17 protein-coding genes and 1 tRNA gene are annotated in these 24971 nt (G+C 65.6%); 2 read left to right on the top strand and 16 right to left on the bottom strand.

Features of this window, described 5'->3' with window-relative positions; translation table 11 throughout:
* Window positions 1-31 precede the first annotated feature (31 nt).
* The 10 genes from ACTNFJ_RS01280 to ACTNFJ_RS01235 all read right to left on the bottom strand — a co-directional run bounded on the left by ACTNFJ_RS01280 (window position 32) and on the right by ACTNFJ_RS01235 (window position 14250).
* On the bottom strand, window positions 32-2473 hold the full coding sequence (locus tag ACTNFJ_RS01280) for a transglutaminase domain-containing protein (RefSeq protein WP_435907110.1): 2442 nt from the start codon (window positions 2471-2473) through the stop codon (window positions 32-34).
* A complete protein-coding gene (locus tag ACTNFJ_RS01275; protein WP_435907111.1) occupies window positions 2470-3660 on the bottom strand; it encodes a DUF58 domain-containing protein in 1191 nt (396 codons plus the stop codon). The genes ACTNFJ_RS01280 and ACTNFJ_RS01275 overlap by 4 nt, the downstream gene beginning before the upstream one ends.
* The gene (locus ACTNFJ_RS01270) at window positions 3657-4736 is read right to left on the bottom strand and encodes an AAA family ATPase (protein WP_435907112.1); all 1080 of its coding nucleotides are present in this window, start codon (window positions 4734-4736) and stop codon (window positions 3657-3659) included. The genes ACTNFJ_RS01275 and ACTNFJ_RS01270 overlap by 4 nt, the downstream gene beginning before the upstream one ends.
* 79 nt (window positions 4737-4815) lie before the next feature.
* Window positions 4816-10233, bottom strand: coding sequence for an Ig-like domain-containing protein (locus tag ACTNFJ_RS01265; RefSeq protein ID WP_435907113.1), 5418 nt, complete (start codon window positions 10231-10233; stop codon window positions 4816-4818).
* Complete coding sequence (locus ACTNFJ_RS01260) at window positions 10233-11348, bottom strand: serine/threonine-protein kinase (protein ID WP_435907114.1); 1116 nt, start codon at window positions 11346-11348, stop codon at window positions 10233-10235. The genes ACTNFJ_RS01265 and ACTNFJ_RS01260 overlap by 1 nt, the downstream gene beginning before the upstream one ends.
* 307 nt (window positions 11349-11655) lie before the next feature.
* Entirely contained in the window at window positions 11656-12345 is a 690-nt protein-coding gene (gene rplA / locus ACTNFJ_RS01255) for a 50S ribosomal protein L1 (RefSeq protein WP_435907115.1), read from the bottom strand.
* Between the two features lie 12 nt (window positions 12346-12357).
* Window positions 12358-12786 (bottom strand): 50S ribosomal protein L11, encoded by a 429-nt coding sequence (rplK, locus tag ACTNFJ_RS01250; RefSeq protein ID WP_435907116.1) that lies wholly within the window; start codon window positions 12784-12786, stop codon window positions 12358-12360.
* Between the two features lie 166 nt (window positions 12787-12952).
* Window positions 12953-13768 (bottom strand): transcription termination/antitermination protein NusG, encoded by an 816-nt coding sequence (gene nusG / locus ACTNFJ_RS01245; protein WP_435907117.1) that lies wholly within the window; start codon window positions 13766-13768, stop codon window positions 12953-12955.
* A 78-nt stretch (window positions 13769-13846) separates the two neighbouring features.
* Window positions 13847-14119, bottom strand: a complete 273-nt coding sequence (gene secE / locus ACTNFJ_RS01240; RefSeq protein WP_435907118.1) for a preprotein translocase subunit SecE — start codon at window positions 14117-14119, stop codon at window positions 13847-13849.
* Window positions 14120-14177: 58 nt separating this feature from the next.
* Window positions 14178-14250 (bottom strand) — tRNA-Trp (locus ACTNFJ_RS01235).
* Window positions 14251-14625: 375 nt separating this feature from the next.
* Here ACTNFJ_RS01235 and ACTNFJ_RS01230 point away from each other — a divergent pair.
* Window positions 14626-16260, top strand: a complete 1635-nt coding sequence (locus ACTNFJ_RS01230; protein ID WP_435907119.1) for a hypothetical protein — start codon at window positions 14626-14628, stop codon at window positions 16258-16260.
* Here ACTNFJ_RS01230 and ACTNFJ_RS01225 read toward each other — a convergent pair.
* A complete protein-coding gene (locus ACTNFJ_RS01225; RefSeq protein WP_435907120.1) occupies window positions 16257-17201 on the bottom strand; it encodes a 1,4-dihydroxy-2-naphthoyl-CoA synthase in 945 nt (314 codons plus the stop codon). The genes ACTNFJ_RS01230 and ACTNFJ_RS01225 overlap by 4 nt on opposite strands.
* Before the next feature lie 139 nt (window positions 17202-17340).
* Here ACTNFJ_RS01225 and ACTNFJ_RS01220 point away from each other — a divergent pair, with 139 nt between their 5' ends.
* Window positions 17341-18408, top strand: coding sequence for an o-succinylbenzoate synthase (locus tag ACTNFJ_RS01220; RefSeq protein WP_435907141.1), 1068 nt, complete (start codon window positions 17341-17343; stop codon window positions 18406-18408).
* On the opposite strand, the gene ACTNFJ_RS01215 is transcribed toward ACTNFJ_RS01220, so the two are convergent.
* The 5 genes from ACTNFJ_RS01215 to ACTNFJ_RS01195 all read right to left on the bottom strand — a co-directional run bounded on the left by ACTNFJ_RS01215 (window position 18342) and on the right by ACTNFJ_RS01195 (window position 24824).
* Window positions 18342-19553 (bottom strand): peptidase C39 family protein, encoded by a 1212-nt coding sequence (locus ACTNFJ_RS01215; protein WP_435907121.1) that lies wholly within the window; start codon window positions 19551-19553, stop codon window positions 18342-18344. The two genes, ACTNFJ_RS01220 and ACTNFJ_RS01215, sit on opposite strands and share 67 nt — an antisense overlap.
* Window positions 19550-21211: a dipeptide ABC transporter ATP-binding protein gene (locus ACTNFJ_RS01210; protein WP_435907122.1), complete on the bottom strand. Its 1662-nt coding sequence runs from the start codon at window positions 21209-21211 to the stop codon at window positions 19550-19552. The genes ACTNFJ_RS01215 and ACTNFJ_RS01210 overlap by 4 nt, the downstream gene beginning before the upstream one ends.
* Entirely contained in the window at window positions 21208-22116 is a 909-nt protein-coding gene (locus tag ACTNFJ_RS01205) for an ABC transporter permease (protein WP_435907123.1), read from the bottom strand. Before ACTNFJ_RS01205 ends, ACTNFJ_RS01210 begins: the two co-directional genes overlap by 4 nt.
* A complete protein-coding gene (locus ACTNFJ_RS01200; RefSeq protein WP_435907124.1) occupies window positions 22113-23090 on the bottom strand; it encodes an ABC transporter permease in 978 nt (325 codons plus the stop codon). The genes ACTNFJ_RS01205 and ACTNFJ_RS01200 overlap by 4 nt, the downstream gene beginning before the upstream one ends.
* Before the next feature lie 96 nt (window positions 23091-23186).
* A complete protein-coding gene (locus ACTNFJ_RS01195) occupies window positions 23187-24824 on the bottom strand; it encodes an ABC transporter substrate-binding protein (RefSeq protein WP_435907125.1) in 1638 nt (545 codons plus the stop codon).
* Between the last annotated feature and the right edge of the window lie 147 nt (window positions 24825-24971).

Below are 24971 nucleotides of genomic sequence, written 5' to 3'. Positions count from 1 at the left end.
GCGTTTGCACTCCTCAAGATTGTTCTTCCGGTCATGACCATTCAGCCGTCGAGTCTCTCTTGCTCACACTGCTCCCACGAAACCGGATGCCCAATGAGCGTAGCGCGTATGCCTCGCGGAGTCTGCCCCAGAAACCGACCTCGGCACGATGGGCCGCAGCTTGGTCTTCGACGAGGCGCCAGAGGCGATCCGCATCCGCGTCGCCGAACTGGCCGGGCGCGAATACCGCGCGATCCACCTCGGACGCGATCTGACGGGCAGCATCGGTGCCGAGCACTCGCGCCGCATCGCTGCGCGCCATCGTGTGCGGAAGCCTCACACCGGAATCGGCCGCGCGATCCACCAGCTCAAGCCATGCGCCGATTGCCCGCAACTCGGCGATGGGCTCGCGCCGCCGCTGGCTCGCGCGCCAGCGCTTCGCCAGGGGAAGGAAGAGGAGTGGCACGACAAGCAACACGAGCGCCGAGATAGCCAGCAATGCCGCCCGCACCACCGGCCAGACGCCGGAAGGGGGCGCCACTTGCTCCGCCTCGTCGGCTACCTCGCTGCGATCACCGAACCCCAGTGGTGGATCCACCTCACGCGCGTCACGCTCCTCGGGGGTGGTCGGGAACTCGGGTAGCTGCTCCCCCTCGGCAAGTGAGGTCGGTGGCAACGTCGCCTGCGGGGTCGCGTCGAGCGGCACCCACTCCCCCGCCTCGCCACGCACCTCGATCCAAGCGGAGAGGTGCTCACCCGTGCACACTCTTTGGCAGCCGGGCACGCCGGGTACACCCTCCCCGAGTCGCACCCCGAGCACGACGCGCGACTCGAACCCCAGCACACGCGCGAGCATCGCCGCCGCGGCCGCAAACTGCTCGTCATCGCCTACTGCAGCGACCAACTGCGCCTCGCTGACACGCTCTCCGACGGAGCGCTGTTGCGTGTTGAGCTGAGCGAAGAGGTCTTCGAGGCGCGCGGTCGAGTGCCCGCCCACGCTCGGTTCAAAGCGGGTGCCGTGTTGCTCTGCGAGCCGAGTGACCCACTCACTCTCAGCGCCGCTTATAGCGTGACTCAGATACCCGCGCCCGCGGAGCAACTCCACGAGCTCGGTGAGGCCAGCAGCTGTGGCGGGCTGATTCTGCGTGCGGACCCACGCCGCGAGCTCAGGCATCGATTCGAGGTCGACCAAAGGGGTCTCGGAGACCGGATCTCCCGTGAGCGGGCCCCCCGGGGCCGCGCTCATGATCGCGGCATAACCGTCGCCTGCGGCAAGGCCCTCGCTGCCTGGGTCACCCGGAACGGCAATCGCGGCGCCCGTGTCGCGATTCACGTAGAACGCGTCGGCGAGCAAATCGGACCGCGGGCCCACAAACTGTGGCGGCTCGCCAAGCGACGCAATCGGCGCCCAGATGTCAGTGTAGCCTTCTGCGATGGTGATGCTGACCCGCACCGGATCGAGAACTTGCGGAGCACTCGGAAATCGGGTGAAGCGCCCGGCGGCGTGCGAGCCCACCTGAAAGTTCACGCCGTCGTAGTGATCAAGTACCGCGAGGCGCAGGCGAGGAGGGAGGCCTCCTGCCGCAGCTGCATCGCCCCCTGCAGCATCCGCGCCACTCACTTCGAACAGCGGGGCATCGATGCGTGCGTCATTCTTCCACTCGCGATACCCGGCCAACGGACTCGGCCGTTCGGCCAGCACAAGTTCAGGGTCCACACTGTCGCGCGGCACCACACGGTCACCACTCAGCGCGGGGGCGAAGGTAGCCCCGACCAGGCCGGCGAGCGCCAGCATCGCGATCGCCGAAGCTACGCGGGTGGCCGTGCCTCGCACCGCAGCGGATCGCTCGGTCCGGCCGAGCCGCAACGCGGCCCGCCGCTCAGAGCCCGCGTGCCACGCCACCCACACGGCGCCCAGCCCGGCTGCGGCTCCCCACAGCGCCACCTCGCGTGGCGCCGCCAGCGATACCGCCCCCAGCCGCAGCGGCGCGCTCACCTCTGCAGCGCCGAAGACCGTTCCGAAAGCGACCGGGAGGAGCAGCGGCGCCGCAGCGAGGGGGGCGAATCGGCTGCTGCGCTGCGCGATCCACCCGGTGGAAAGCGAGGTGACGAAGAAGACCAGGTACGCGGGCACGACCACTGTTTGGTAGGTACCAACCGGCAGTGTGAGCGTGAGAAGCTGCTTCCATCCCAACACCACCGCGGCGAGCGCATCAGCGGCCCACGGGACGAGCCCAGCGGGTGGCCCGAGAAGTGCTTGGGGTACCGCGACGGGCAAAAGGGTAAGCGCGAAGGCGAGCGCCGCAATCGTGAGGAGGATGGGTGCGGACCAGTTCAGCCGCAGACTTGCCCAAATGAGGCCACTGCCCAGCACCAGCCCCGCGGCAGCCGGTACGAGCAGCCAGGGCGTCTGATAGATCGGCCAGGCTGCGAGCACCCCCAGCGCAATGGCGAGGGCCGCCGCGACGAATGCGGACCAGGGTGCGCGCGTCACCGCGATCCCCGCAGCATGAGTCTGGGCAGGTCGCCAAGGGCCCCCACTGTGCAGACGGTGAATGGGTCAATGTGCTGCAAGGCGGGGTCGGCGAGCCACTCGCACCGCGCCGCGACCACACGTACGTCGGGGGTGAACGCCGCGGCTGCGCGGCGGAGACGATCGAGGCCGGGTATCGATCCCGTCACGACGTAGACGATCGAGAGCTGGCGACGCGACTCGGCAAGACCGCGGGTGAGGCTCTCGATGCGGGCGGCATGTTCCGTCGCGGGACGTAGCTCTGCCCACGCGTCGAGGAGTTGAACGACGTCCCGCGATGGCACCTCTTCGACCCCGTCGACGCTGGGCCTCACGCGCCCTGGCGCCCAGGTTGAGGCGATGAATCGTTCGCGCCCCTCGCGCACCGCCTGCACCGAGAGCGAAGCGGCGAGGCTCACGCCCAGCTCGAATTCGTCATCCGACGCGTATTCGTCCCGTCGGGCGTCGAACAGCACCGCGACCCGCGCCGTCTGCGACTCCTCGAACTGGCGCACCATGAGCGTTCCGGTCTTCGCCGTTGACTTCCAGTGCACGTTCCGCAGCGCGTCACCCGGGGCGTACTCGCGCACCGCGTGAAACGACAGATCGGCATCGGTGAGGCGACGGCTTGGGGCACCCTCGAGATCCCGCACCAGGCCCGCGGTGCCTGGGGGTAGCGGCGCAGTGACCGGGTGCACGTGTACGAGGTGAGAATCGGGCCACGTGACTTCACGGCCCAGCATTCCGAGTGGATCGCGTCTCGCGACCGTGAGTGGACCCACCCGCACGACACCGCGCCGCATCGCCGGGACAACTGCGCTCATCGTCGCGCTCTGCTGCCCCCCGAGCATCGGAACGAGGATCTCTCGAAGCGCCTCCCCCACCGGCAACTCGATGAGTGCGGGTAGCTGCGGGCGCGTGGCGCTGTTCTCCACCTCGATCTCTGCGTGCACCTCGCCACCCGCGACAACACTTTGCCGGCTGAGGCGAATCGATGCGCGATAGTCACGCGATCCAAGGAGAAAGGGCCACGCGGTGAGCAACAGGGCTGCAGCGGCGAGGGCCACGAACCAGGCCTCGATCCACCCGAAACTCGCGCCAGCGAGCACGCCCATCACCAAGATGACGAGCGCGAACAGTCCCAACGGGCGTACCCGGATGTCTCTCACGCCGTGCCGTTCTCCTGGGGCTGGGGCACGTCGAGCAGAATCTGGCCGACAACCTGCTCGGCGGTGACCCCGTCGAATTCGGCCTCGGGTTCGAGCACCATGCGGTGCGCGAGCACCGCGATCGCGAGGTCACGCACATCGTCAGGCACCACATAGCCTCGGCTGTGCACGAGCGCCCAGGCGCGAGCCGCCCGTTGTAGGGCCAACGCCCCACGCACGCTGGCACCGAGTCGCACCTCGCTGGCCGCGCGCGTCGCTTCCACGAGCCTGGTGAGGTAGTCCGCGATGAGCGGGCTGACGTAGACCTCTGCCGCAAAGGCCTGCAGCTGGAGGAGCGTGCCCGCCGTCATCACCGGCTTCACCTGCGGGCCGCGGCCGCCCGCAGCCGTTTGTTCGGTCAGGATCCGCCGCATCGCCGCCTCATCTGGGTACCCAATCGAGGTCTTCACCATGAATCGGTCAAGTTGCGCCTCAGGCAGACGGTACGTGCCGGCCTGCTCAATCGGGTTCTGTGTGGCTATCACCATGAACGGATCGGGCACCGGGTGCGAGACTCCGTCAACGGTAATCTGTCGCTCCTCCATCACCTCGAGCAGGGCCGACTGTGTCTTCGGGCTCGCTCGGTTGATCTCATCGGCGAGAACCACGTTCGCAAAGATCGGCCCCGGGTGAAAGTCGAAGCTCTGTCGGCCCTGGTCGTAGACGGTGACACCGGTCACGTCGCCGGGTAGGAGGTCTGGGGTGAACTGAATTCGGGCCGATTTGCCCTGCGAGACCGCAGCGAGGGTGCGTGCGAGGGCGGTCTTGCCTGTGCCCGGCACATCTTCAAGCAACACGTGCCCCTCTGCGACCTGCGCCGCGAGCACCAGTTCAATCACGCGTCGCTTGCCGTGAATGACCTGCTCAATCGCGTCGACGGTGGTACGCAGCGCATCGCCTGCCCAGGTCGCACGCTCGCTCGACAGCGGCCCAAGTGCCGCTGCGACACCCTGGCTGGCCGGGCGCGAGGCAACGGGTTGTCCGGTCGGCGCAGAGACTGCGCGGGGCTGGTGTTCGGGGTTCTGCGATGGGCTCATCGGTGGCTTCCTCTGTGCGGTGCGGGGTGCGGGTGGTCTCTGCGTGCGAATGGCGATGTGCCGGGTATGGGTCGGGGCACTACGTTCCTCCCACCAGAATCTCGCGAGTCACTGGCACCGCGTCGCCCCGGTCGTTCGTTGCGCAGACGGTTACTACCATCGTGTCACCCGGAATCCCTGTGAAGACGACTGGCTCGCTCGGCGTGCCCGGGGTGGTCGCAAGGCAGACAGGGTGATCGACCACAGCGTAGGCAGTCTCCGCACCCCAGTTTGCCGAGATATCAACGGTAGCGACCACGGTCGTCGAACCGGGTTCCGTCGCAAGGGTGACGCTACGAATCTTGGGCGGACCGCCAATCAGCAGCGCCTGTGGCGCGGTCGCAGATCCGGTATTCGATTCGTTGAGAGGGTGCGGGAAGCGACTGACGGGGCGAACGGAGAACTGGTGATCGCCCACGGGCAAGACCAGGTTCTGGTCAACGGTGAAGTTCGCGTTCGGGTCGGGCTGGAAGCTCCCGAAGTAGGTGCCATTGAGGAGGAACTGATACTCCTGCACATCGTCACCACCGGCGATTCGCACCCGGACGGTACCCGAATCAACGCTGGCCTCAGCCGCAACCTGTTGGGCAGACGCCGACTGAACCACTGGCGCGCGGTAGGCCCAGGCGAGAGCAGCAGGGGACCTCGCCGAGGTGCCGATCGCGTTGATGGCTCGGGCCGAGAACTGGTGCTGCGCCCCCAGGGTCAAGCCGCCCACCACGCACGTGAAACTCGCGCCGGCAGGAGTACATGCGGCTGATATCTGCGAGCCGTCCTGATCGATCACTACGCTGTCAAGCGCCGGGTAGGCGTTCTGTGCATCGCCGAGACTCACCCGGAGGGTGATCCCGGTGCCGGCGTTGTCGGTACCCACCTGTTCGACGAGCGCCGGGGCCGGAGGCACGCCAAGCGCTTCGAAACTGAGGATCCCGACCCCCTGCCGGTTCTGAGCGTCGCGCACCGTGAACGTCGCTTCACAGGTGCCTCCCGCGACCCGCTGCTCGGCGAAGCTCACGCGCACGGCGTTTCCATCAACGCGGAAGCTGCCGATCGCGCAGGCGGCAGCGTCGACCGAGACGAGCCGCAGCCCACCCCCGGGCTTCCCCGCAAACGGGTCGTACTCTCCCGCTTGCCCGACGAGTTCAGTGCTGCAGGCGGCGCCCACGGTGCAAGTGAGGGCGACCGAGGCACCCCGCGGCGCATCGATCGCTGCCTCCCCAACCCGGAGGGTCAGAACAGCCTGGCTCTCTCCGGCTCCGCTCACAGTCACCGTGACGTCCTCCTGCGCACCCGGAGTCGCGCCGGCAAGCGCTTGCACATTCAAGCTCGCGCCAGACTGGCTGACCTGAAACGCGCTCCCCCCGCCACTGACGGTAAACCTCAGCGAGTCCATCTGGCCTTGCCGGCCGCCCTGCCACTCGACCATAGTGCCCAGCGCAATCATCTCTGAGGTGCCGGGAGCCACCGTTCGTGTGAGCGGCCTCAGCACTGCGACCGGCTCGCGCGGGATGATGCGCACCGGCAGCGGGAGTGCGGTGTACGTCGTTTGCTCGGCGAGTCTGACGCGCACGGTGCACATGTCAGACCACGGCCCGCCCTGGCCCGACGCGTATCGCACAGTCGAACCGCCCGTCAATGCGCAACTGGCCTGCGACCGCTGCGTCCCGAAGGCGCCACTACCGACCACGATCTGGTCACCGGGTGCGAGATCGAGTAGCGTGCGTAGCTCGACGCTCGCTGAGCCGCCCTCATCCACGGAGAGTGGCGCGGTGCCCGGCTTGAGGCTGAGCCGCAATTCGTCAAGCGGCGGCACGACCAAAAATCCGTAGCTCGCCACTTCCGCGCCTGTGGTGTCGAGTCCGCTTAATTTGAATGGCACAAGGTCGCCCGTTGCTCGATACTCACCGAGGATTCGGTTGCCGGTAACCCGGTATCGGTCGGCAGCGGCACCCCACAGCGAAAGCTCGAGATCCGCGATGTCGCCCGTGGCCCATCTCACTCGGCCGTCGACGACATCCACCCCGGTCGCAGCGAAGTCAGCGCGGTCTCGGACAGAGAGCACCGTGTCGGTGACCCGTGGCGCCTGCAAGCCCACTCGCTCGGAGACTTGCACGACGATGAGCCCGTCGGCGGTGCTCCCACTCACGGTTGAACCCACCGTGTACCGGTACGAGACGGTGCCCAGTTCGTCGCCCCCCGCGATACGCACCACGCCCTCGCTGATCGCGTCGAGGTCGAGGCGATCAGCGAGCTCAGCGTACTCGGCAGAGCTCTCCCCACCGGGCACGTTCGGCTCGACTGAGACGAGTTCAAGCGTCCCCCCGGACGGGTCGATATCGTTATCGAGTGGGCGGACGACTGCCGAATCGCTCATACCTCGTGCGATGCGCACGTAATCGCTGTAGACCACCGGAGCGCGTCCGCCAGCGTCGGGATCGGTCACGATAATACGCAGTGTGCCGGTCGCCTCCCCGCCGCCGTCATCGCGCACCGTGTAGCTCGCAAATCGTATCCCGCGGGAGGCACTCGGAGACGCCTCAACCTGCACGACACCGCTGCGGGGCTGCACGACTGCCACCACCTGCGAATCGTCGGGCTCCTGCACCGAGACGAGCCGCACCCGATCGCCGTCGGGGTCGACGCCAGACAATGGCACGGCGGCCTGAACGGTCTCACCTGGCGCGAGCCGCACCGTCACTGCCTCCGGTCGTGGGTCGCGATTTCCCCCAGCAGGAAGCACTGTGACCGTGATTTGGCCGGTATCGCCGAGCTCGGGGCTGCTCGCACCGTAGGTCGTATAGCTCAGCGTGTGTGTGCCGGGGGTGCTCGGCGCTAGATAGCGCACGAGGCTCCCGGACGCGAAGGCAAGCCCCTCGCCCGCGCCGACCACTTCTGGGTGGAGGACGAGTCGCTCGCCTGGGGGCGCGACGTCATTTTCGAGCACCGCAATGTCAACGACCGAACCGGCTCGCACCGTGGCAGCATCAGGCACCGCGATCGCCCCGCCACTCGATGCAGGAACCTGAAACACGGTGAGCCTGCCGCGGGCTGCCGCATCGCCTTCGCGCACCACGACGTCGGCCGAGCCGATGCGGCCGGGCTGCCCGTCGGCGGTACCGCCCGAAACTCTGACGCGCGCATGCTCGATGACGTCGACGCGGAGACGGCCGTCAACAACTGCCGCCGATTCCACGGAGAGCCCGCGGCTCGCGGCCCCCGGAATCGCGTCGAGTATCTCGACAGTGCTGTCAGCAAGGGGGCGCACGAACGCACGCAAAGTGGGTATGGCGAGCGCCGACCGCGTTTCAACTGCGGTCACACGTATCGCGCCCGAGACCTCCTGCCCGGTGAGTATGTCGCGGACCGTCACCGCGACGAGCGCACCACCCTCAGCCGCAGCAGTCACTGTCAGCGTTCCGACCCCCTGACCAATCGTGAGGTCGAGCGCACCCTGTTGCACGGAGGCATCGAGCAACTGGAATGAGCCAGATCCGCCAGTGACGCGTTCGAGCGGGCGAAACACCGTGGCATCCCCAGCCTGCACCGTGCGTGCGATGGAGGCGAATTCGATCGCGGCGTTAGACCCTACCTGCACGCGTAGCTCGCGTTCGCGCAGCTCGCCTCGGGCATCAGCCACGGTCACCCGAATCACCGCTTCCCCGTCCGCGGCAGCAGGATCGAGGTGCCTCACGGCGAGTTTTCCATCAGCGGTGACTAGCGTACGCAGCGGACCCGCTGGATCTGACGGAACCGCTGCTGCAAGCACCATCGGGTCGCCCTCTGCGTCGACCCAACCCTCGAGGAGTGGCAGCACGAGCGTACCGCCAGGGGCGAGTTCGGGGCTCGGCCAGGCGCGCTGACAGCCGACAACCGGGCACCACTCCGGTGCGGTATTCACCGATTCGTCGACGACCGTCAGCGTCACGGTTGCGGGCTCCGAAACCATTTGCCCGTCCGTGACGCGATACGTGAAGCTCCCACTGCCTGTCGCTTCGGCACTCGGCTGCACCGTGAGGCCCTGCCCGTCACTGAGCATCTCGACTGTGCCAAAGCTGGGGTCGAGACCCCCGGTGCCTTCGCCCAAGCTCTCCGGCACGATCGTAAGCACGTCGCGGCGGTTGGGATCAAAATCGTTGAGCAACACAGGCAGTGGTGCGGGTTCGCCGGCCCGCACTCCGAACGTGTCGGACTCGGCGACCGGTGGCTGCTGTTCGGCCACGTCTTCGGTCACCTGCGCCCCGACTTCTTGCTTGGGCGGGGTCACCTGTCGCCATTGCTCGACAGGGATGAGCTGCCCATCGGGCACCCGCCACAGCATCCCGGTGCGAACCTCCGCGAGCACCGCCCGGCTTCCATTCGAGTGGATCGCTGGCTGAATCTCACCTGGAAGTTCGACCGCAGCGTCCAGTTCTAGCTCGGCCACACCTCCCGTCTGCGTCCACATGTGCGCTGATGCCCCGCCGATCCAAGCGGCGATGCGTTCGGCCCCCGTGGACACCGGACGTGCGGGTACCCCCGATGCCTCAGCGATCCGCTCGGAGTCGCCTGAAGCACTCACTGACCAGAGTCCACTTTCGTCCGCGACGAGGGCCTCAACCCCCGCGGAATCCCCGCTCGCGAACTGCAACAACGCCACACCTTCCGTGTCGAGTTGCACGGGAGCCTCTGCTCGTTCCCGCCACAGGATTCCGCTCTCGGCATCGAACAGCACCCACGCTCCTGCGACAATGGCGAGCTGCGCGTCTTCAGGTACCTCACTCGGCACCTCGCTCACGCCCCGCCGGAACTCCCCCGTGGCGACGTCAAACCAGCGCACGCTGCTCGTACTTGCCGTGAACAGTACAATCAGGCCCGCCTCGGTGTCGAACGCGGCCGCATCTGCGCGAAAGGTGTCGCCCCCGGCGTCCTGGCCCGCGAGTGGGTCGAGCAGCTGAGCCGGGCCGAGCCCATGTTCGGCCGCGGGATCCACCGCCGAGAGATACACCTGGCCCGCCTCGGTGTGAAAGAGTACCGCCTCAAGTGATGCGTACACTTCACTGGTGCCTTCGGGGGTGCGGATCGCGTCCTCCGCACCAGTGAACGCTTGCTCGGCGCCCTGTCCAGCCGATTCGGTGGCAGCGGAAGCAGTCGCCCCTGCGCCCTCGGGTGATGCTTCACTGAGGTTGGCGGGATTAGCTGAGTCAATTGGCCACGCCCTCGAATTCCCCTGGGTGAGCAGCATCCCCATAGCACCTGCCTGCACGATCCCACTGGGGTTCTCGACCTGACGAACCGCATCGATTTCGGCCGTCAGTGTGTTCACCCGGGCGTACTGACCCGCAGAGCGGGCGACCCACACTCCGGCCTCCTCACGCGGAGTCTCGCGGGCATCAAAGCCGCCCGCGACCACTGCGAGCGTCACGAAGAGGGCAAGGGTCACCCCCGCCGAAATCCATCCGATTACCCCCCGCGCGCGCATCAGAGCAGGCCTAGCCAACCCGCGATGGCCACCGCCACCGCGATGACGACTACTGCCGCGCCCGCACCGATCAGACCGGCACGCAGCGAGGATGCCGGCGGATCTGGAACGACTCCGTCGCGGTCGGCCTGCTCACGCGCCAACGCGGCACGAGCTTCGGCCCGGCTCTGCACTCGGACCGAGCTCATGGACTGGCCGCGAACGACTCCAGAAGCAACATCCTGCGACTCATCAGCGGGCCAGAGGTCACGGGTCATATCAAAGGGTGTCACGTCGAACCCATAGTGACGCTGCAGCTGCTGCAACACCCCCGCAAACGCGTCCATCGAGGTGAAGCGCTGCTCGGGCCGAGGCATCATTGCCTTTTTCAGCACCGCATCAAGTGCCTGGTAGCCCTCGGCGCCCGGGATCGGGGTGTAGCTGGCCTTCAGAATTCGAGCCGTGATCAGACTCCGGGTGTTCTTCGCGGGGTCGGAGAGCTCGAACGGAGAGCGCCCGGCAGCAAAGGTGTAGAGCGTGGCGCCGAGCGACCATATCTCGGTGGCCACCGTGCCAGCAGTATGGCCGCTGAGAACCTCGGGTGCCGACCAAGGAATGGTGACGGCAGTCGTCGCGATATCCGAGGAGGTGCGCCCACGCAAAGAAGCGATCCCGAAGTCAGCGAGAGACGGGCGGCCCATCGTCGTGATGAGCACGTTCGAGGGTTTGATATCGCGGTGCAAGACGCCAGCTCGGTGCGCGGTCTCGAGAGCCCCCGCGAGGCGCACCCCAACGTCAAGCACCTGCGCGAGCTGCGCGGGACGATTTCGCGTCTGCTCGCGCATCGAGCCCGGGCAGTGCTCCATCACCAGGTAGGGTCGGCCGTCTGCCGACACGCCAGCACCGTGCACTGAAACGATTGCGGGATGGCTAGCGAGCCGAGCCATCGCGTCGGTCTCGATCTGGAAGTCTGCACGTTCTTCCGCCGACTCGAGCCCGCTCTTGAGGGCCTTCACTGCGACCATCCGCCTCGGCAAATCTTGCTCGTACAGGTAGACACTCGCGAAACCGCCTTCACCCAGTGGGCGCACATAGCTCAGCCCCGAGATCTTCGGCGGAGTCTGAGGGGTCGGCATGTCCCAATCCTACGGAAGTCCCGCCCGAGCCGCCGAGGCCTTCCCCAGGTCTCCGCTTTCCCCAAGTTGATGCATATCAGGGGCATTTCCATCAATTTGGGGAAAAACAGGAGGGGCGCCCCTCACACACCCACCGCAAACTCACACAAGCCCACCCCAAATTCACACAAGCCCACCCCAAAACCAGCTACAGCCAGCCAGAACTCACCGAAAACCAACCAATTCGCCTCTTCCCGACCAGCCCGAACAACCCCACACAAGCACAAAACCCCCGGCCGGCTGGCCAGGGGTTTTGTGTGAGCGAGATTTAGAAAGCGCTGGTATCGAGCGGAATTCCGGGGCCGAACGTGGTCGACACGGCACCCTTCTGCACGTACTTTCCCTTTGCCGAGGTCGGCTTCAGGCGCAGGATCTCATCGAGCACGGCGGTGAGGTTGTCGTGCAACTGCTCTTCCGAGAACGATGCCTTGCCCACGATGAAGTGCACGTTGGAGTGCTTGTCAACGCGGAACTCGATCTTGCCGCCCTTGATGTCGGTAACTGCCTTGGCAGCATCAACGGTCACGGTGCCGGTCTTCGGGTTCGGCATGAGTCCGCGGGGGCCCAGCACCTTACCGAGACGACCAACCTTGCCCATGAGCTCGGGGGTCGAGACAGCCGAATCGAAGTCGGTGTAGCCAGCAGCCACCTTTTCGATCAGTTCGTCGCCACCGACCTCGTCAGCTCCGGCGGCGATTGCAGCCTCGGCCGCAGCACCCGTCGCGAACACGATGACGCGGGCGGTCTTGCCGGTGCCGTGGGGCAGGCTGACGGTGCCACGCACCATCTGGTCTGCCTTGCGGGGATCAACACCGAGCTTGACGGCAACCTCAACGGTCGAGTCAGTCTTCTTTGAACCTGTCTCCTTCGCCAGGGCGACAGCCTCAGCGGGAGTGTAGAACTTGCCATCCTCGAGCTTGGCGAGGGCGGCGCGATATGCCTTTGACTTCTGTGCCATGTTCGTAGCCCCTTACTCGACCGTGATGCCCATGGAACGGGCGGTGCCCGCAATGATCTTTGCTGCCGCGTCGATGTCGTTCGCGTTCAGATCGGCCTGCTTCTGCTCGGCGATCTGGCGAATCTGCTCGGCGGTAACCTTGGCAACCTTCACGGTGTGCGGGGTGCCCGAGCCCTTCTGCACGCCGGCAGCCTTCTTCAGCAGCTCAGCGGCGGGGGGAGTCTTGAGCACGAAGGTGAACGAACGATCCTCGTAGACGGTGATTTCTACGGGAACGACGTTGCCTCGCTGGGATTCCGTTGCAGCGTTGTACGCCTTGCAGAACTCCATAATGTTGACGCCGTGCTGACCCAGCGCAGGACCCACGGGGGGTGCGGGGTTCGCGGCGCCGGCCGAGATCTGAAGCTTAATCAGACCTGTGACCTTCTTTGCCTTAGCCATGTTATTTCCTCTCTCGAAACCGGGTTCTCACCGGCTTCTCCCGCTTCCCGAGTCGGTCTCGGGGCGGTAACCGCGGGCTGGCTGCCCACGGAAATCTTCAGTTGTGAGCGTGAAATTTGACGATGGCGGATCCGCGTGCGGCCCGATCCACTGTCGAACTTTGCCGCTACACCATCTTCGTAACCTGGTCGAAGCTGAGCTCGACCGGGGTTTCGCGTTCGAAGAGCGACACCAGAACGGTGAGCTTACCCGCAGCCGGATTGATCTCGCTGATCGTGCCAGGCAAGCCCTCGAACGAGCCCGACTTGATGGTGATGGTCTCGCCCACCTCGAAGTCGATCTCGACGTTGCCTGCGGCTGCTGCAACGGCTGCGGCCTTGCCCTTGGCTGTGGTCGCGGGCTCAAGCTCGACGGTACTCTTCAGCATTTCGAACGCCTCATTGAAGCGCAGTGGTACTGGGTTATGAGCGTTGCCGACGAAGCCGGTGACGCCTGGGGTGTGCCGCACCACGGACCACGAGTTCTCGTTGAGATCCATACGCACCAGCACGTAGCCTGGGATCCGCACGCGGGTCACCATCTTGCGCTGGCCGTTCTTGACCTCCATGACCTCTTCCATGGGGACCTGGATCTCATAGATGTCGTCGACCGCACCCATCGTTTCGCGACGGTTCCACAGGTTTGACTTCACCTTGCGCTCGTACCCGGCGTAGCTGTGCACGACGTACCACTTGCCCGGCTTAGCGCGCAGCTCGCGCTTAAAGGTGGCGTAGGGATCTTCATCGGCCTCAGCGTCGCCTGCAGCAGCCTCGATCGATGCAGAATCGGCGAGCGCATCAGCGGCGGCGGCCGCCTCATCTGCACTGTCGATGTCGAGCGCGTCTTCAACGACGGCGTCGGCTTCTGGGTCTGTCTGGTTCGCAAGCGCGTCGAGCGCCGCGTCGAGGTCGGCCTCGGGTGTGTTGCTGTTCTCGCTCGTCATCTGACTTTCTTGCTTTCGATAGTGGATCGCGGGCAATGCCGTGAAACCGATGTTTGGGGCCGTGTACTTGCGGTACGGCTACAGCGGCGTGCCAAAGATGAATACAGTGACCCAGCCGAAGGCCTGGTCAAGCACCCAGATGAGCGCCATCATGACGACGACAAAGCCCAACACCACGAGGGTGTAATTGAGCAACTCTTTGCGAGTTGGGGTGACGACCTTCTTCAGCTCGGCGATGACCTGCTGCACGAACAGCACGATCCTGCCGATCCAGGATTTCTTGGCAGCCCGGTCAGCCTTCGCGCGCTCAACGACACCGCCACCGGTCTCGTCGATCTCGTTGGTGCTCACTGGCTACCGTCCTTTCATCTGCCCCACCCCTCGGATTTCGCCGAGTTGTGGGGTGCGGCAGGGCGGACAGGACTCGAACCTGCAACCTGCGGTTTTGGAGACCGCTGCTCTACCAATTGAGCCACCGCCCTATGGGCGACTTCTGCATCAGAGTTTTCTCCACCTTTTCGCGCTCAAGACACTGGGCCTGAGAGCACTACGGGCATAGAAAATTTTGGCAGAAGTCAACTACCTCGAACGAGTTTACGTGATCCACTGCCGCTTGTCGAACCGGGGTGTGTCGCAGGGACGTGCGCCCAGCGGGCCTTGCTCCAGCGATCACACGCTGCTCGCAGCCGGCCAACCCCCGTCTCAACTCCCGACTGCGCCGAGTGCCACACAAAGTACGTAATCCGCACGGATGTGCCATTTGCCGCCCAAATTTAGGCTCCGATCAGGTTTACCCACCAGCGTGTAGCCTGCGGATTTCTCGTGTGCTGCACCGATCAACAGAACGGAATAGGCACATGAATACAGTGAAACGGCGCACCCGCAGCGATGCGGGGCGTCGTACATTTGGCGGCCGCACCTTGGTCGCACTTGTCGCAGCAGCGGCGCTCACCCTAGGCCCGGGCGCGCTAGCCGTCTACGCAGACGATTCGGCACCTGTCGATCCAGGAGCTACCACCGAAGTGGCGCCGGTCGCGCCCGCGGTGGATCCTGCCCCGACACCCGAACCGCCCGCGCCCGAGCCGGCCCCTGAGCCGGAGCTTCCGGCACCGGCTCCGGAGCCACCAGCACCCGAGCCCGCGCCGCCGGCGCCTGCGCCGGATCCGGAGCCCGCGGCACCCCCGACAGGTGAACCGACCGATAGTGCTGAGCCAACTCCTGAAACAGATGAGGCGGCACCAGAGGAAAGTCGCATCGCAGAGGAGCCCGCGCCCGTTGATGAGTCTGATCTAGACGACGAGACAGCGAAGAACGGCAACGATAACCCGCAAAACATGATCAAGCTCTGTCACGCAACCGGATCAGAGAAGAATCCCTGGGTGATGCTCATGCTCAACGCAAACGGCGTTATCAGCGGGCACGCCTCGCAGCACGAGAGCGACATCATTCCCCCGTTTGAGTACAAGAACAAGGGAAAGCCAGCCTACTTCGCTGGCCAGAACCTGACGGAGGGTAACCTCGCGATCTGGAACAACGACTGCGAGGAGATCAAGCCTCCACCGCCGAATCCCGTCGTTCAGGTGACTGTCGATCAATGCGTGACTCCTTACGGAGAGGTGCCGGGAAGCGTGGAAGTTGCCGTCTCCAGCCTCGTGAACAAGTTCACCTACACCCTGGTGGTGACGGGACCCGGAGGCAGCTACTTCGAGACGCCGCTGAATCCTGCCGAAGGAGGAGCGTCTGTATGGGTAGACATCAACGGCCCCGGTTCCTACGTGGCGACGGTGACTGGAGTTAAATCGAAGCACGACTCCTCCATCGAGAAGAAACCCTCCGTGACCGTGACTGGCTCGCAAGAGTTCTTCGTCAACGAGTGCCCAAGGCCGCCCAAGCCGCCGAAGCCTGAGCAGCCAATGGTAACCGTCTGGGTAGATCAGTGTGTCCCACCGAACGGGGTGGTGCCGAGCTCTGTGGCCATCACCGTCACGAAGCTGAACCACAAGTTCAACTATTGGATGGAGGTCACCGGCCCCGACTTCAGTGAATCAGTGGAAGTGACTCCGGGTGAAGACGGGACCTTCTTTATTGATCTCCCAGTTCCTAGCCCAGGCGACTATGTTGCGACCGTCACGGGAACGCGCGGTGGGCATGGAGGTGGCCACGAATGGCCTGACGATACAGAGATCATGTTCCCCAGCGACTCCGCTGCGGTGCAGGTAGCAGGCAATTTCGAACGTCCCCGCCACGGCGGCAAAGTAGTCCTTACCGGAACGGCGAACTTCACAGTGAACCCAGACTGCGCGGTACCCCCGCCAGCCTCGGTCACACCGACGCTGCCGATCACGAGTTCGCCGCCTCCGATGCAGGCACTCGCGGTAACTGGTGCACCTGCTGACGGGTCGAATGCCGCAATGGCACTTCTCCTGCTGCTGGGTGCGGGTGCCGCGCTTCTCGCAACCGGTGCTCGACGCGTAGGGAGGTCACGCCTCTAGTAGTAGTACGGATATGGCGACCAGTCGGGGGCGCGCTTCTCAAGAAACGAGTCGCGGCCCTCGACTGCTTCGTCTGTGCCGTAGGCGAGACGCGTGGTCTCCCCTGCAAACAACTGCTGTCCGACGAGACCGTCGTCGACCGCGTTAAACGCGTACTTCAGCATGCGGATCGCGGTCGGCGACTTCCCCAAGATTTCTCGTGCCCACTCGATACCTGTGGCCTCAAGCTCGGCGTGTGGCACGACCGCATTGATTGCCCCCATTTCGTAGGCGCGCTGAGCCGAATACTCGCGGGCGAGGAAGAACACCTCTCGGGCGTTTTTCTGACCAATCTGGCGCGCGAAGTACGCGCTACCATAGCCGGCGTCGAATGAGCCCACGTCAGCGTCGGTCTGCTTAAAGCGACCATGCTCGAGACTTGCAATAGAGAGGTCGCACACGACGTTCAGCGAGTGCCCACCCCCGGCTGCCCACCCAGGCACTAGCGCAATCACAACCTTGGGCATGAAGCGGATCAGCCGCTGCACCTCAAGGATGTGCAGGCGCCCAGCCCTCGCACGATCCGACCCCGCAGCAGTCTGCGCTGCCTCACCCTCTGCCCCCTCGGACGCGTACTTATACCCGTCTCGGCCGCGGATCCGCTGGTCGCCACCCGAGCAGAATGCCCAGCCGCCGTCTTTCGGACTCGGCCCGTTACCAGTGAGCAGCACGACGCCCACGCGCGGATTCATGCGCACTCGGTCAAGCGCGTCAAAGAGCTCATCGACCGTGTGCGGGCGGAATGCATTGCGCACCTCGGGCCGGTCGAATGCGACCCGGGAGATGCGCCCGTCGCGGCTCAGGTGCGCCGTGATGTCGGTGTAGTGCTCGGCCCCGGGTGCGACCTCCCACTCACTGGGATCAAAGATGTCGGAGACCTTCTGGGACGCCTGTTCGCTCATTCCCCCAGCCTACTTCGCACACGGGTGAGAAGATGAAGGGGTGGATCACACGCCCGCCCCGCTCCCGCAGCTTCCAAGTTCCCTCGAGACTCCACCGCTCCGCGCCCTACCCACCAAGACGCTCCCCCCGCTCGACTACCTGCTCGCCGCAGCGCGAGTCGTCGCGGTCCCCACCCGGACCCGGTTTCGCGGTATCAGCGTGCGAGAGGCCGTCGTCTTCGAGTCGCCCCAAGGCGCAAGCGAATTCTCGCCATTTCCTGAGTACGACGACGTCGAGGCAGCGCCGTGGCTCGCCGCCGCGGTCGAGTTCGGCTGGGGCAAGCTGCCCACCACGCGTCGTCAGTGGATCGAGGTCAACGCCACGGTCCCTGCCGTCGCGGCCGAGGAGGTGCCTGGGGTGCTCGCCCGATTCCCGGGATGCCGCACCGTGAAGGTGAAGGTTGCCGAGCGCGGGCAAGTTCTGGCCGACGACGTGACCCGCGTGCGTGCCGTGCGGCAGGAGATGGGCGACGATGCCCTCCTGCGCATCGACGCGAACGGCGGCTGGTCACTCGCGGAGGCAGAGGAGGCGCTCAAAGCCCTCGCCCCGTTCGACCTCGATTACGCGGAACAACCCTGCGCAAGCGTGCCCGATCTCGCTGAACTTCGCAGGCGTTTGGGCGCGCCCCCTGCGGCCCGCGGCGCCGGGTCAAACGAAGCGGGTCTGGCAAGGGCGATGCCCGGCGAGATCCGCATCGCAGCAGACGAGAGTGTGCGCAAGGCAGCGGATCCACTCGCAGTCGCTCGCGCCGGCGCCGCCGACCTGCTCGTGATCAAGGCGCAGCCGCTCGGCGGAGTGGCGCGGTCGCTCGAAATCGTGCGAGAGGCGGGGCTGCCGGTGGTGGTCTCGAGCGCGCTTGACACCTCGGTGGGCATCGCGATGGGCCTCCACCTCGCGGCAGCGCTCCCCGAGGGGCAGTTAGCCGGGGCCTGCGGGCTCGGCACCGTGGCGCTACTCGCCGGGGACGTAACGCGCGACCAGCTCGTTCCGATAGACGGCGGCATCGCGGTGCGCCGCCCCGCCCTCGACCGCGGTCTGCTCACCCGATTCGCGGCTTCACCGGAACGCGTCACCTGGTGGCGAGAGCGAATCGCTCGATGCTACGCGCTGCTCGCCGCCGAGGCCGCACCCGATCCGACGCGGGGCACCACCACCACACCGCGGTAGGCGGGCTCACCCCACCGCGTCATCTCGTCGACGGAGGCAAACGGGACCGGCAGGTGATGCGTGTCGACCCAGGTCTCGCCGTGATCTTTCTCGACCCACGGGTCGTCAATAATGACGCACCCATCGATCACATCATGCGCGAGCACCCAGTGCGGGGTCGGATCGTTGATCATCAGGGTGAGGTCGATGAGCAAGAAGACGAAGTTGCCGGCTGAGATGGCGGTGGTAATGTCGTCGACGCCGATCCACTCGTGCACCACCTCGATGCCGAGCGCGTCGGCCTGACGCGCCGACTCAGCTTGCAGGTCGGCACGCAGTTGGCGCTCATCGCCTTCGTACCACTCGAGCAGCACGGGGCTCGGCGCGCTCAGGTACACCCGCGGCAGCGAGAAGGGCACCCTCCGTTCGGCTGCGGCACGGGCAGTCGCCACCGCAAGGCCGACCGGCTCAATCGCAGGCATATTGGTCGCCGTGCGCCAGAGCTCGATCTCAATGGTTCGGTTGTGCGCGTGATCCGCTGGCTGCAGCAACCGCGCTCCCTCGGTCTCAAGCGCCATGAGTGCGGTCACCGCTCCGCAGGTGACATCAGTCGTCTGTCCGTAATAACCAATGGTGGATCGCGGTGCACGCCCTTCCCACCGGGTGAAGCCGCGCACTCCACCCAGAGTCGACTCGACTGAGTGCACGGGAAGCGGATCGGGCACGAAGCCGCGAGCGGCCAAGGCCGCGAGCGCCTCGGGCCACAGGGGTGCCACCGCGGGACGTTCTTCGAACTTCAGCGCGAGCACGCCTTGCGGCAGCTCAGCAATGATCGCGTCGAGCACAGCCGCGAAGGCCGTGTCGTCAAAGAGCCGCGTATCGGCCGCGGCAGACTCCCCGGAGCCGGGCACCGGGGCGCACCACAGGTCGACGATCTTGCGGTAGGAGGTGCCGCGGCGCGAGGTGACGAGGGCGGCAGCAGCGAGCTCACCGTTGGCATACCGCGCGCGAAATACTTCGGGTGCGAACAGGGCGCGATCGGAGGACCACAGTGCAGTGCGCGCAGGGCCGAGTCGATAGGCGCCCTCCGGCCCCAAATGGGTGAACGGCTCTGCGGTCACCGCAAGTGCGCTCGCAGCAGGTTCGTACACGCGTGGTGTTGTCACGGTTGGCTCCCGGTTTGGCTCTGATGGGGACTGGGCTGCGGGTACTCAGCGCCGTTCGCCCGCGCGATGCTGTCATCGCGGGCAGCAGCAACGAGTGTCTGCGTATATTCGTGCTGTGGACGTGTCAGGACTTCAAACGTCGCGCCACGCTCGACGGCTTCCCCGCGCCGCAGCACAAGGACGCGATCGGCCACCCGTGCCACGACCCCCAGGTCGTGGGTGATGAACAGCACCGCGAGCTGCAACTCGTCACGCAGCCGCACGATGAGATCGAGGATCTGCGCCTGCACCGACACGTCTAACGCAGAGACCGACTCGTCACAGATGAGCACGCGGGGCCGCGGAGCGAGCGCCCGCGCGATCGCAACGCGCTGCCGCTGTCCGCCCGACAGCTGCGAGGGCCTGCGGCCAGCAAACTCGGGGCCGAGATCCACAGTCTCAAGCAACTCGGTCAGGTCATCGGCGGGGCGGCCCGCGACACGCAGTGCCTCACGGAGGGTCTGCTCGACCGTGAACACCGGATTGAGCGTCGAGTAGGGGTCTTGGAAGACGATCTGCATCTGATCGGGGGTACGACCGCGCCGGTTTGGCGGCAACACTTCACCGCCGAGCCGCACGTTTCCCGCGTCGGGCGCATCGAGCCCAGCCAGGCAGCGGGCCAACGTGGATTTACCCGATCCAGACTCGCCGACGACCGCAACCACCTCGCCCGCGCGCACGTCGACATCGACGCCCGAGAGCGCCTGTGTCGTGCCGTATCGCTTCGCGATGCCCTCGGCGACGAGGAGCGGTTCGGGGCTTGCCGACGCAGTAGACACAGCAGTGGATCCGACCACGTCGTGAATGCTCGGGTTGGCTTCGAGCAGCTTTCGCGTGTACTCATGCTGCGGATCCACCAGCACGTGATCGGCCCGCCCCCGCTCAACAACTTCACCGTGTCGCATGACCAACACCTCGTCTGCCCGGCCGCTCACGAGCCCGAGATCGTGACTGACAAGAATGAGGCTCATGTCGTGCCTGCGCTGCAAGGACAACAACAGGTCAAGCACTTCACCCTGGTTGCTGGCATCGAGCGCGGTGGTCGGTTCGTCAGCGATGAGCACGCGCGGCTTCGCTGCGAGCGCCGCCGCAATGGCCACTCGTTGCCGCATTCCGCCGGAGAGCGCGCTCGGATAGGCGCGCGCGACTTCTGCGGCAAGGTTCACTTCGGCCAGTCGCTGAACGACTTCTGCCTGCACCACCCCCCGCACAGTCCGGTCGCGGCGCACAGCGGCAGCGCGATCCGCTCCCCGCTCGAATGCGATCCGCGCGCGAATGGTGAGCGCGATCTGGTCGCCGCATCGATGCACGGGGCTCAGGCTGGTGAACGGGTCTTGCATGAGCAGCACGATGCGTCGCCCGCGCACCCGATGCCAGGCGCCCGGGTCTGCGGGGAGATCGAGGGCGTCGCCGTCGACTGCGAAGCGGCCCGTCGCGCTCACCCCAGACGGCAGGAGACCGGTAAGTGCCCGAGCGGTCATCGTTTTGCCGGAGCCTGATTCGCCAATGATCGCGAGAGTGCGACCCGGCGGCACCGTAAAACTGACGGGGTCTACGATCGTGCCCGCCGGACCCGTGACCGCGAGCCGGTCGACAACGAGACCTCGCTCCTCGCTCATCGGATTCCCTTCCGTTCAAGCCGCTCCCCGAACCAGTCGCCCACGACATTAATCGCCATCGACACGAGCACGATGAGCACCGCGGGCGCGATGAGCGCGGCCGGGTTGTCTGCCATGAGGCTGCGACCGTCGGCGATCTGACGCCCCCAGTCGGCGGTGCCCGGGGCCACGCCCAAGCCCAAGAAGGACAGTGACGAGAGCGTGACGAGCGCAAACGACGTGTTGAGCAGCACGTTCGTGACGATGAGCGGCCACACGTTCGGCACGACGTGGACAAACATGATGCGCCAGCGAGACAGCGACAGCATCTGCGCTGCCTCGACATAGGGGCGCGGCGCCTGCTCGAGCACTCCTGCGCGCACGATGCGAATGTCGGAGGGGCTGAAGAGGAGGATCAGGAGGGCCACCGTCATCCAGTAGCCGGCGTTGAAGATACCGGCCACGACAATGGCGAGCAACATGACCGGAAGCGCGAGCAGTACGTCGCTGAAGCGACTGATGATCATGTCGAGCCACCCGCGCTGATACCCGGCGAGTGTGCCCAGCACGATCCCGATGGTCATCGACCCGAGGGCGATCACCGCGGGGCCAACCACCGCAGAGGCCGTGCCCGCAACGAGCAGTGCAAACACGTCGCGCCCCAGCTCATCCGTACCGAGCAGGTGGCCTGCCGTGAGCGGAGGTAGCAGGGAATCGAGGATGCTCTGCTTGGTCGCGTCGGCAAAAAGCACCGGCCCAAGCACCGCAGCAAGCACTACGAGCGCGAGCAGCACGAACGATGCCACGACACTCCACTGGGGCTTCGGCCCGCGTGGCAGGAGCCGCAGCTGTGAGGTGCGGGGGCTCGCTGCTGCGCTCGACTCACCAAGCGGTGCGCCGAGCGGTGCCCCTGGCTGCCCGCTCATCGGGCGAACTCCCGGGTACGCACCCGCGGGTCAAGTGCGAGGTAACTCAGATCGACCACAATCGCGATCACCGCGATGACCGCCGCAACCACAAGTGTGAGCGCCTGCACTACGGGGATGTCTTTGAACAGCACCGAATCCTGCAGCAGCGAGCCGAGACCGGGCAGCGCGAAGATGGTCTCGACGATGATCGTGCCGCCGACGAGGAACGTGAGCACGAGCCCCGCACCGGTCACGATCGGGATGGCCGCGGCGCGCAGCGCGATCCACCGCACATCGCGCTCAGCGATGCCGCGCGCCCGCGCAAAGGCGATCGCGTCGCTGCCGAGTTCCCGGATCATCGCCGCCCGGGTCATTCGCATGAGAATTGCGCCGAGGCCGGCCGCGAGAATTATCGCCGGTAGCACCAGGTGGTACAGCGTGTCGAGCGGGCTTGTGCCCCCACCGTAAATCGGAAAAATCGGCAGGAAGAACGCGAACAGATACAGCAAGAGCAGCGCGAGGGCGAAGGTGGGTGCGCTCAGGCCGATGAGCGTGACCGCGCTGCTCACGCGATCGATGGTGGATCCCGCTCGCGCGGCACTCGCGATGCCGAGCGGTATTGCGACGATCGCCGCGATGACGAACGACAGGAGGCAGAGCGCGACGGTCAGCCCCACACGTGCCCCGATCACCGTGGTCACCGGCTGCTGCATGCGCACCGAGGTGCCGAAGTCACCCTGCAACGCATTGCCCAGCCAAGTGAAGTACTGCACGAAGAACGGGTCATCGAGGCGGTACTGCTCGCGGATCGCCGCCACGGCCTCGGGCGATGTCGGCCGATTGCCGAGCAAGTTCTTCACTAGGTCGCCCGGCGCCAGGTACATGAGGCCGAACGTCAAGAGTGAGATGACCAGCAAGATGAACACCACGCCGACCACACGCACGGCAATGATGCGTACGAGCGCGCGCGACGCCTGGCGTGCGGGGGTCAAGGTGGTACTCAAAGTGACTCGGTGCTCCGTGGGTGACTCTGCGACAGTGCTGCGGGTGGGTGCACCCCCGAAGGGGTGCACCCCGTGGCCCCTACGTTACTCGGAGACCTCGGCGGCGAAGAGCTTTGCGCCCCACGGTCCGACGAACGAGTAGGCGCTGTAGTCAGCGAGCCCAACACGGTTGGTGAACGAGGTGAGCGCCTGACCCCACCACAGTGGGGCATTCACCACCTCGGTTGCGCTGAGCTCTTCGAGCTGCAAGATCAGATCAATGCGTTCTTCGGGATCTGCCGCCGCATTCGACTCGCTGAGCAGTGCTGCAGCATCGTCGCTCACAAACCCGTTGGGATTTTCGGGCCCGATAAGGTACGCCGGAACCTCAGCGGGGTCACCCGTCGTAGAGAAGTACCACATGTAGCTCAAGCCGTGCTCACCATCGCCGATCGTGGCGAGCCAGGTCTCGATGGGGACCTCCTTCACCGCAACCTCGATGCCGATCTCGCCAAGACTCTCGCCGATCGCCTGCGCGGCGGTTCCCAGCTGCGGGCCGGTGTTGGGGAACGTGAGCTCGAGCTCAAAACCCTCCGGGACGCTCGACTCCTCGAGTGCGGCCCGGGCCGCATCAAGGTTGAAGTCGTACTGCGTCACACCTGCCAGCAACTCGCGTGCCTCATCCGCGCCGCCAACGACGGCCTCGATCGATTCGGGGGTCATGATCGTCGTCGCGACCTCTCCGTTGCCTCGGAGCAACCGGTCGACGATGGTCTCGCGATCCACTGCGAGTGCGATCGCCTCGCGCACCTTTGCATCGTCAAACGGGGCGACGTTCTGGTCGAAGAGCAAGCCTACGTATGAGAGGTCGTTCACGTTCTCGACCCGCACCCCGTCGATCTCGCGCCACTGATCAGCCTGGCCAATCGGCACGTTGAAGGCGATGTCGATATCGCCCTTCTGTGCGGCAAGAAGACGGGTGTTCTCATCGGGAATGAACTCGATGTTGATCTGCTTCACCGCGGGGGTGCCGCCCCACCAGTTGTCGTTGCGCACCAGCGTGACGTGGGAGTCAGGCTGGAACTCGGTGACCTCGTAGGGGCCACTGCCCGGGAGCAGTGACTCACTCGTACCCACCGCGCCGCCGACGGCCTCCCAGTGCGCCTGCGGGGCCACAAAGGCGGAGCCAGCGGTGGTCAAATTCTTCAGGAAAGCCTGATCGGGCTCGACGGTGGTAACCGTGACCTCGTTCTCGCCAGTGACCTCGGCGCTCGCCATGTTGTAGAGATACCAAGAGAGGCCCGGCGAAGCGACTTCGTCTTGCGCTTGCTGCAGGCTGAAGACCACGTCTTCGGGGGTGACAGGGCTGCCGTCGTGGAAGGTCGCGTCGTCGCGCAGCTGGAACACATAGGTGTTCTCGTCTGGGGTTTCCCAGGACTCGGCGAGGGCCGGCACCACCGCGCCAGTCTCATCAATTCCGACGAGACCCTCCTGCACGGTTGACGCGACGTAGTAGTTGAGGATGCCAGCCTCGACACCCGTGTAGAGGTTAGCGAGCGAACCCGGAAGCGCGACGGTGATCTCGTCGAGCTCGGCACCGGTATCTACCAGGTTGACCGGCTCGGTACTCGCCGGCGCGCCCCCACCGCAAGCGGCGAGAGACAGAGCCAGCAGCGCTGCCCCCGCCGTAGCGAGAGCTCCGCGCACTCCGGCGCGCGAACGAAGGGGGGATCGCATCGACATGAGGTCTCCTCGGGTTCGAATAGCAGTGTGCAACGACGCACTGTGGGAGTCACGCTAGCGCATTTGAGGCATCTTCGGCATCGATCGTGGCTTCGTGTAACGCAAACGAAATCTTCACGCGAAAACTGTTCAGGTTTCGAAATCGGA

The sequence above is a fragment of the Leucobacter shiyiweii genome (genome assembly GCF_052446065.1).
In the GTDB taxonomy this organism is placed as follows: Bacteria; Actinomycetota; Actinomycetes; order Actinomycetales; family Microbacteriaceae; genus Leucobacter.
This window is presented reverse-complemented; position numbering and strand designations above follow the sequence as displayed.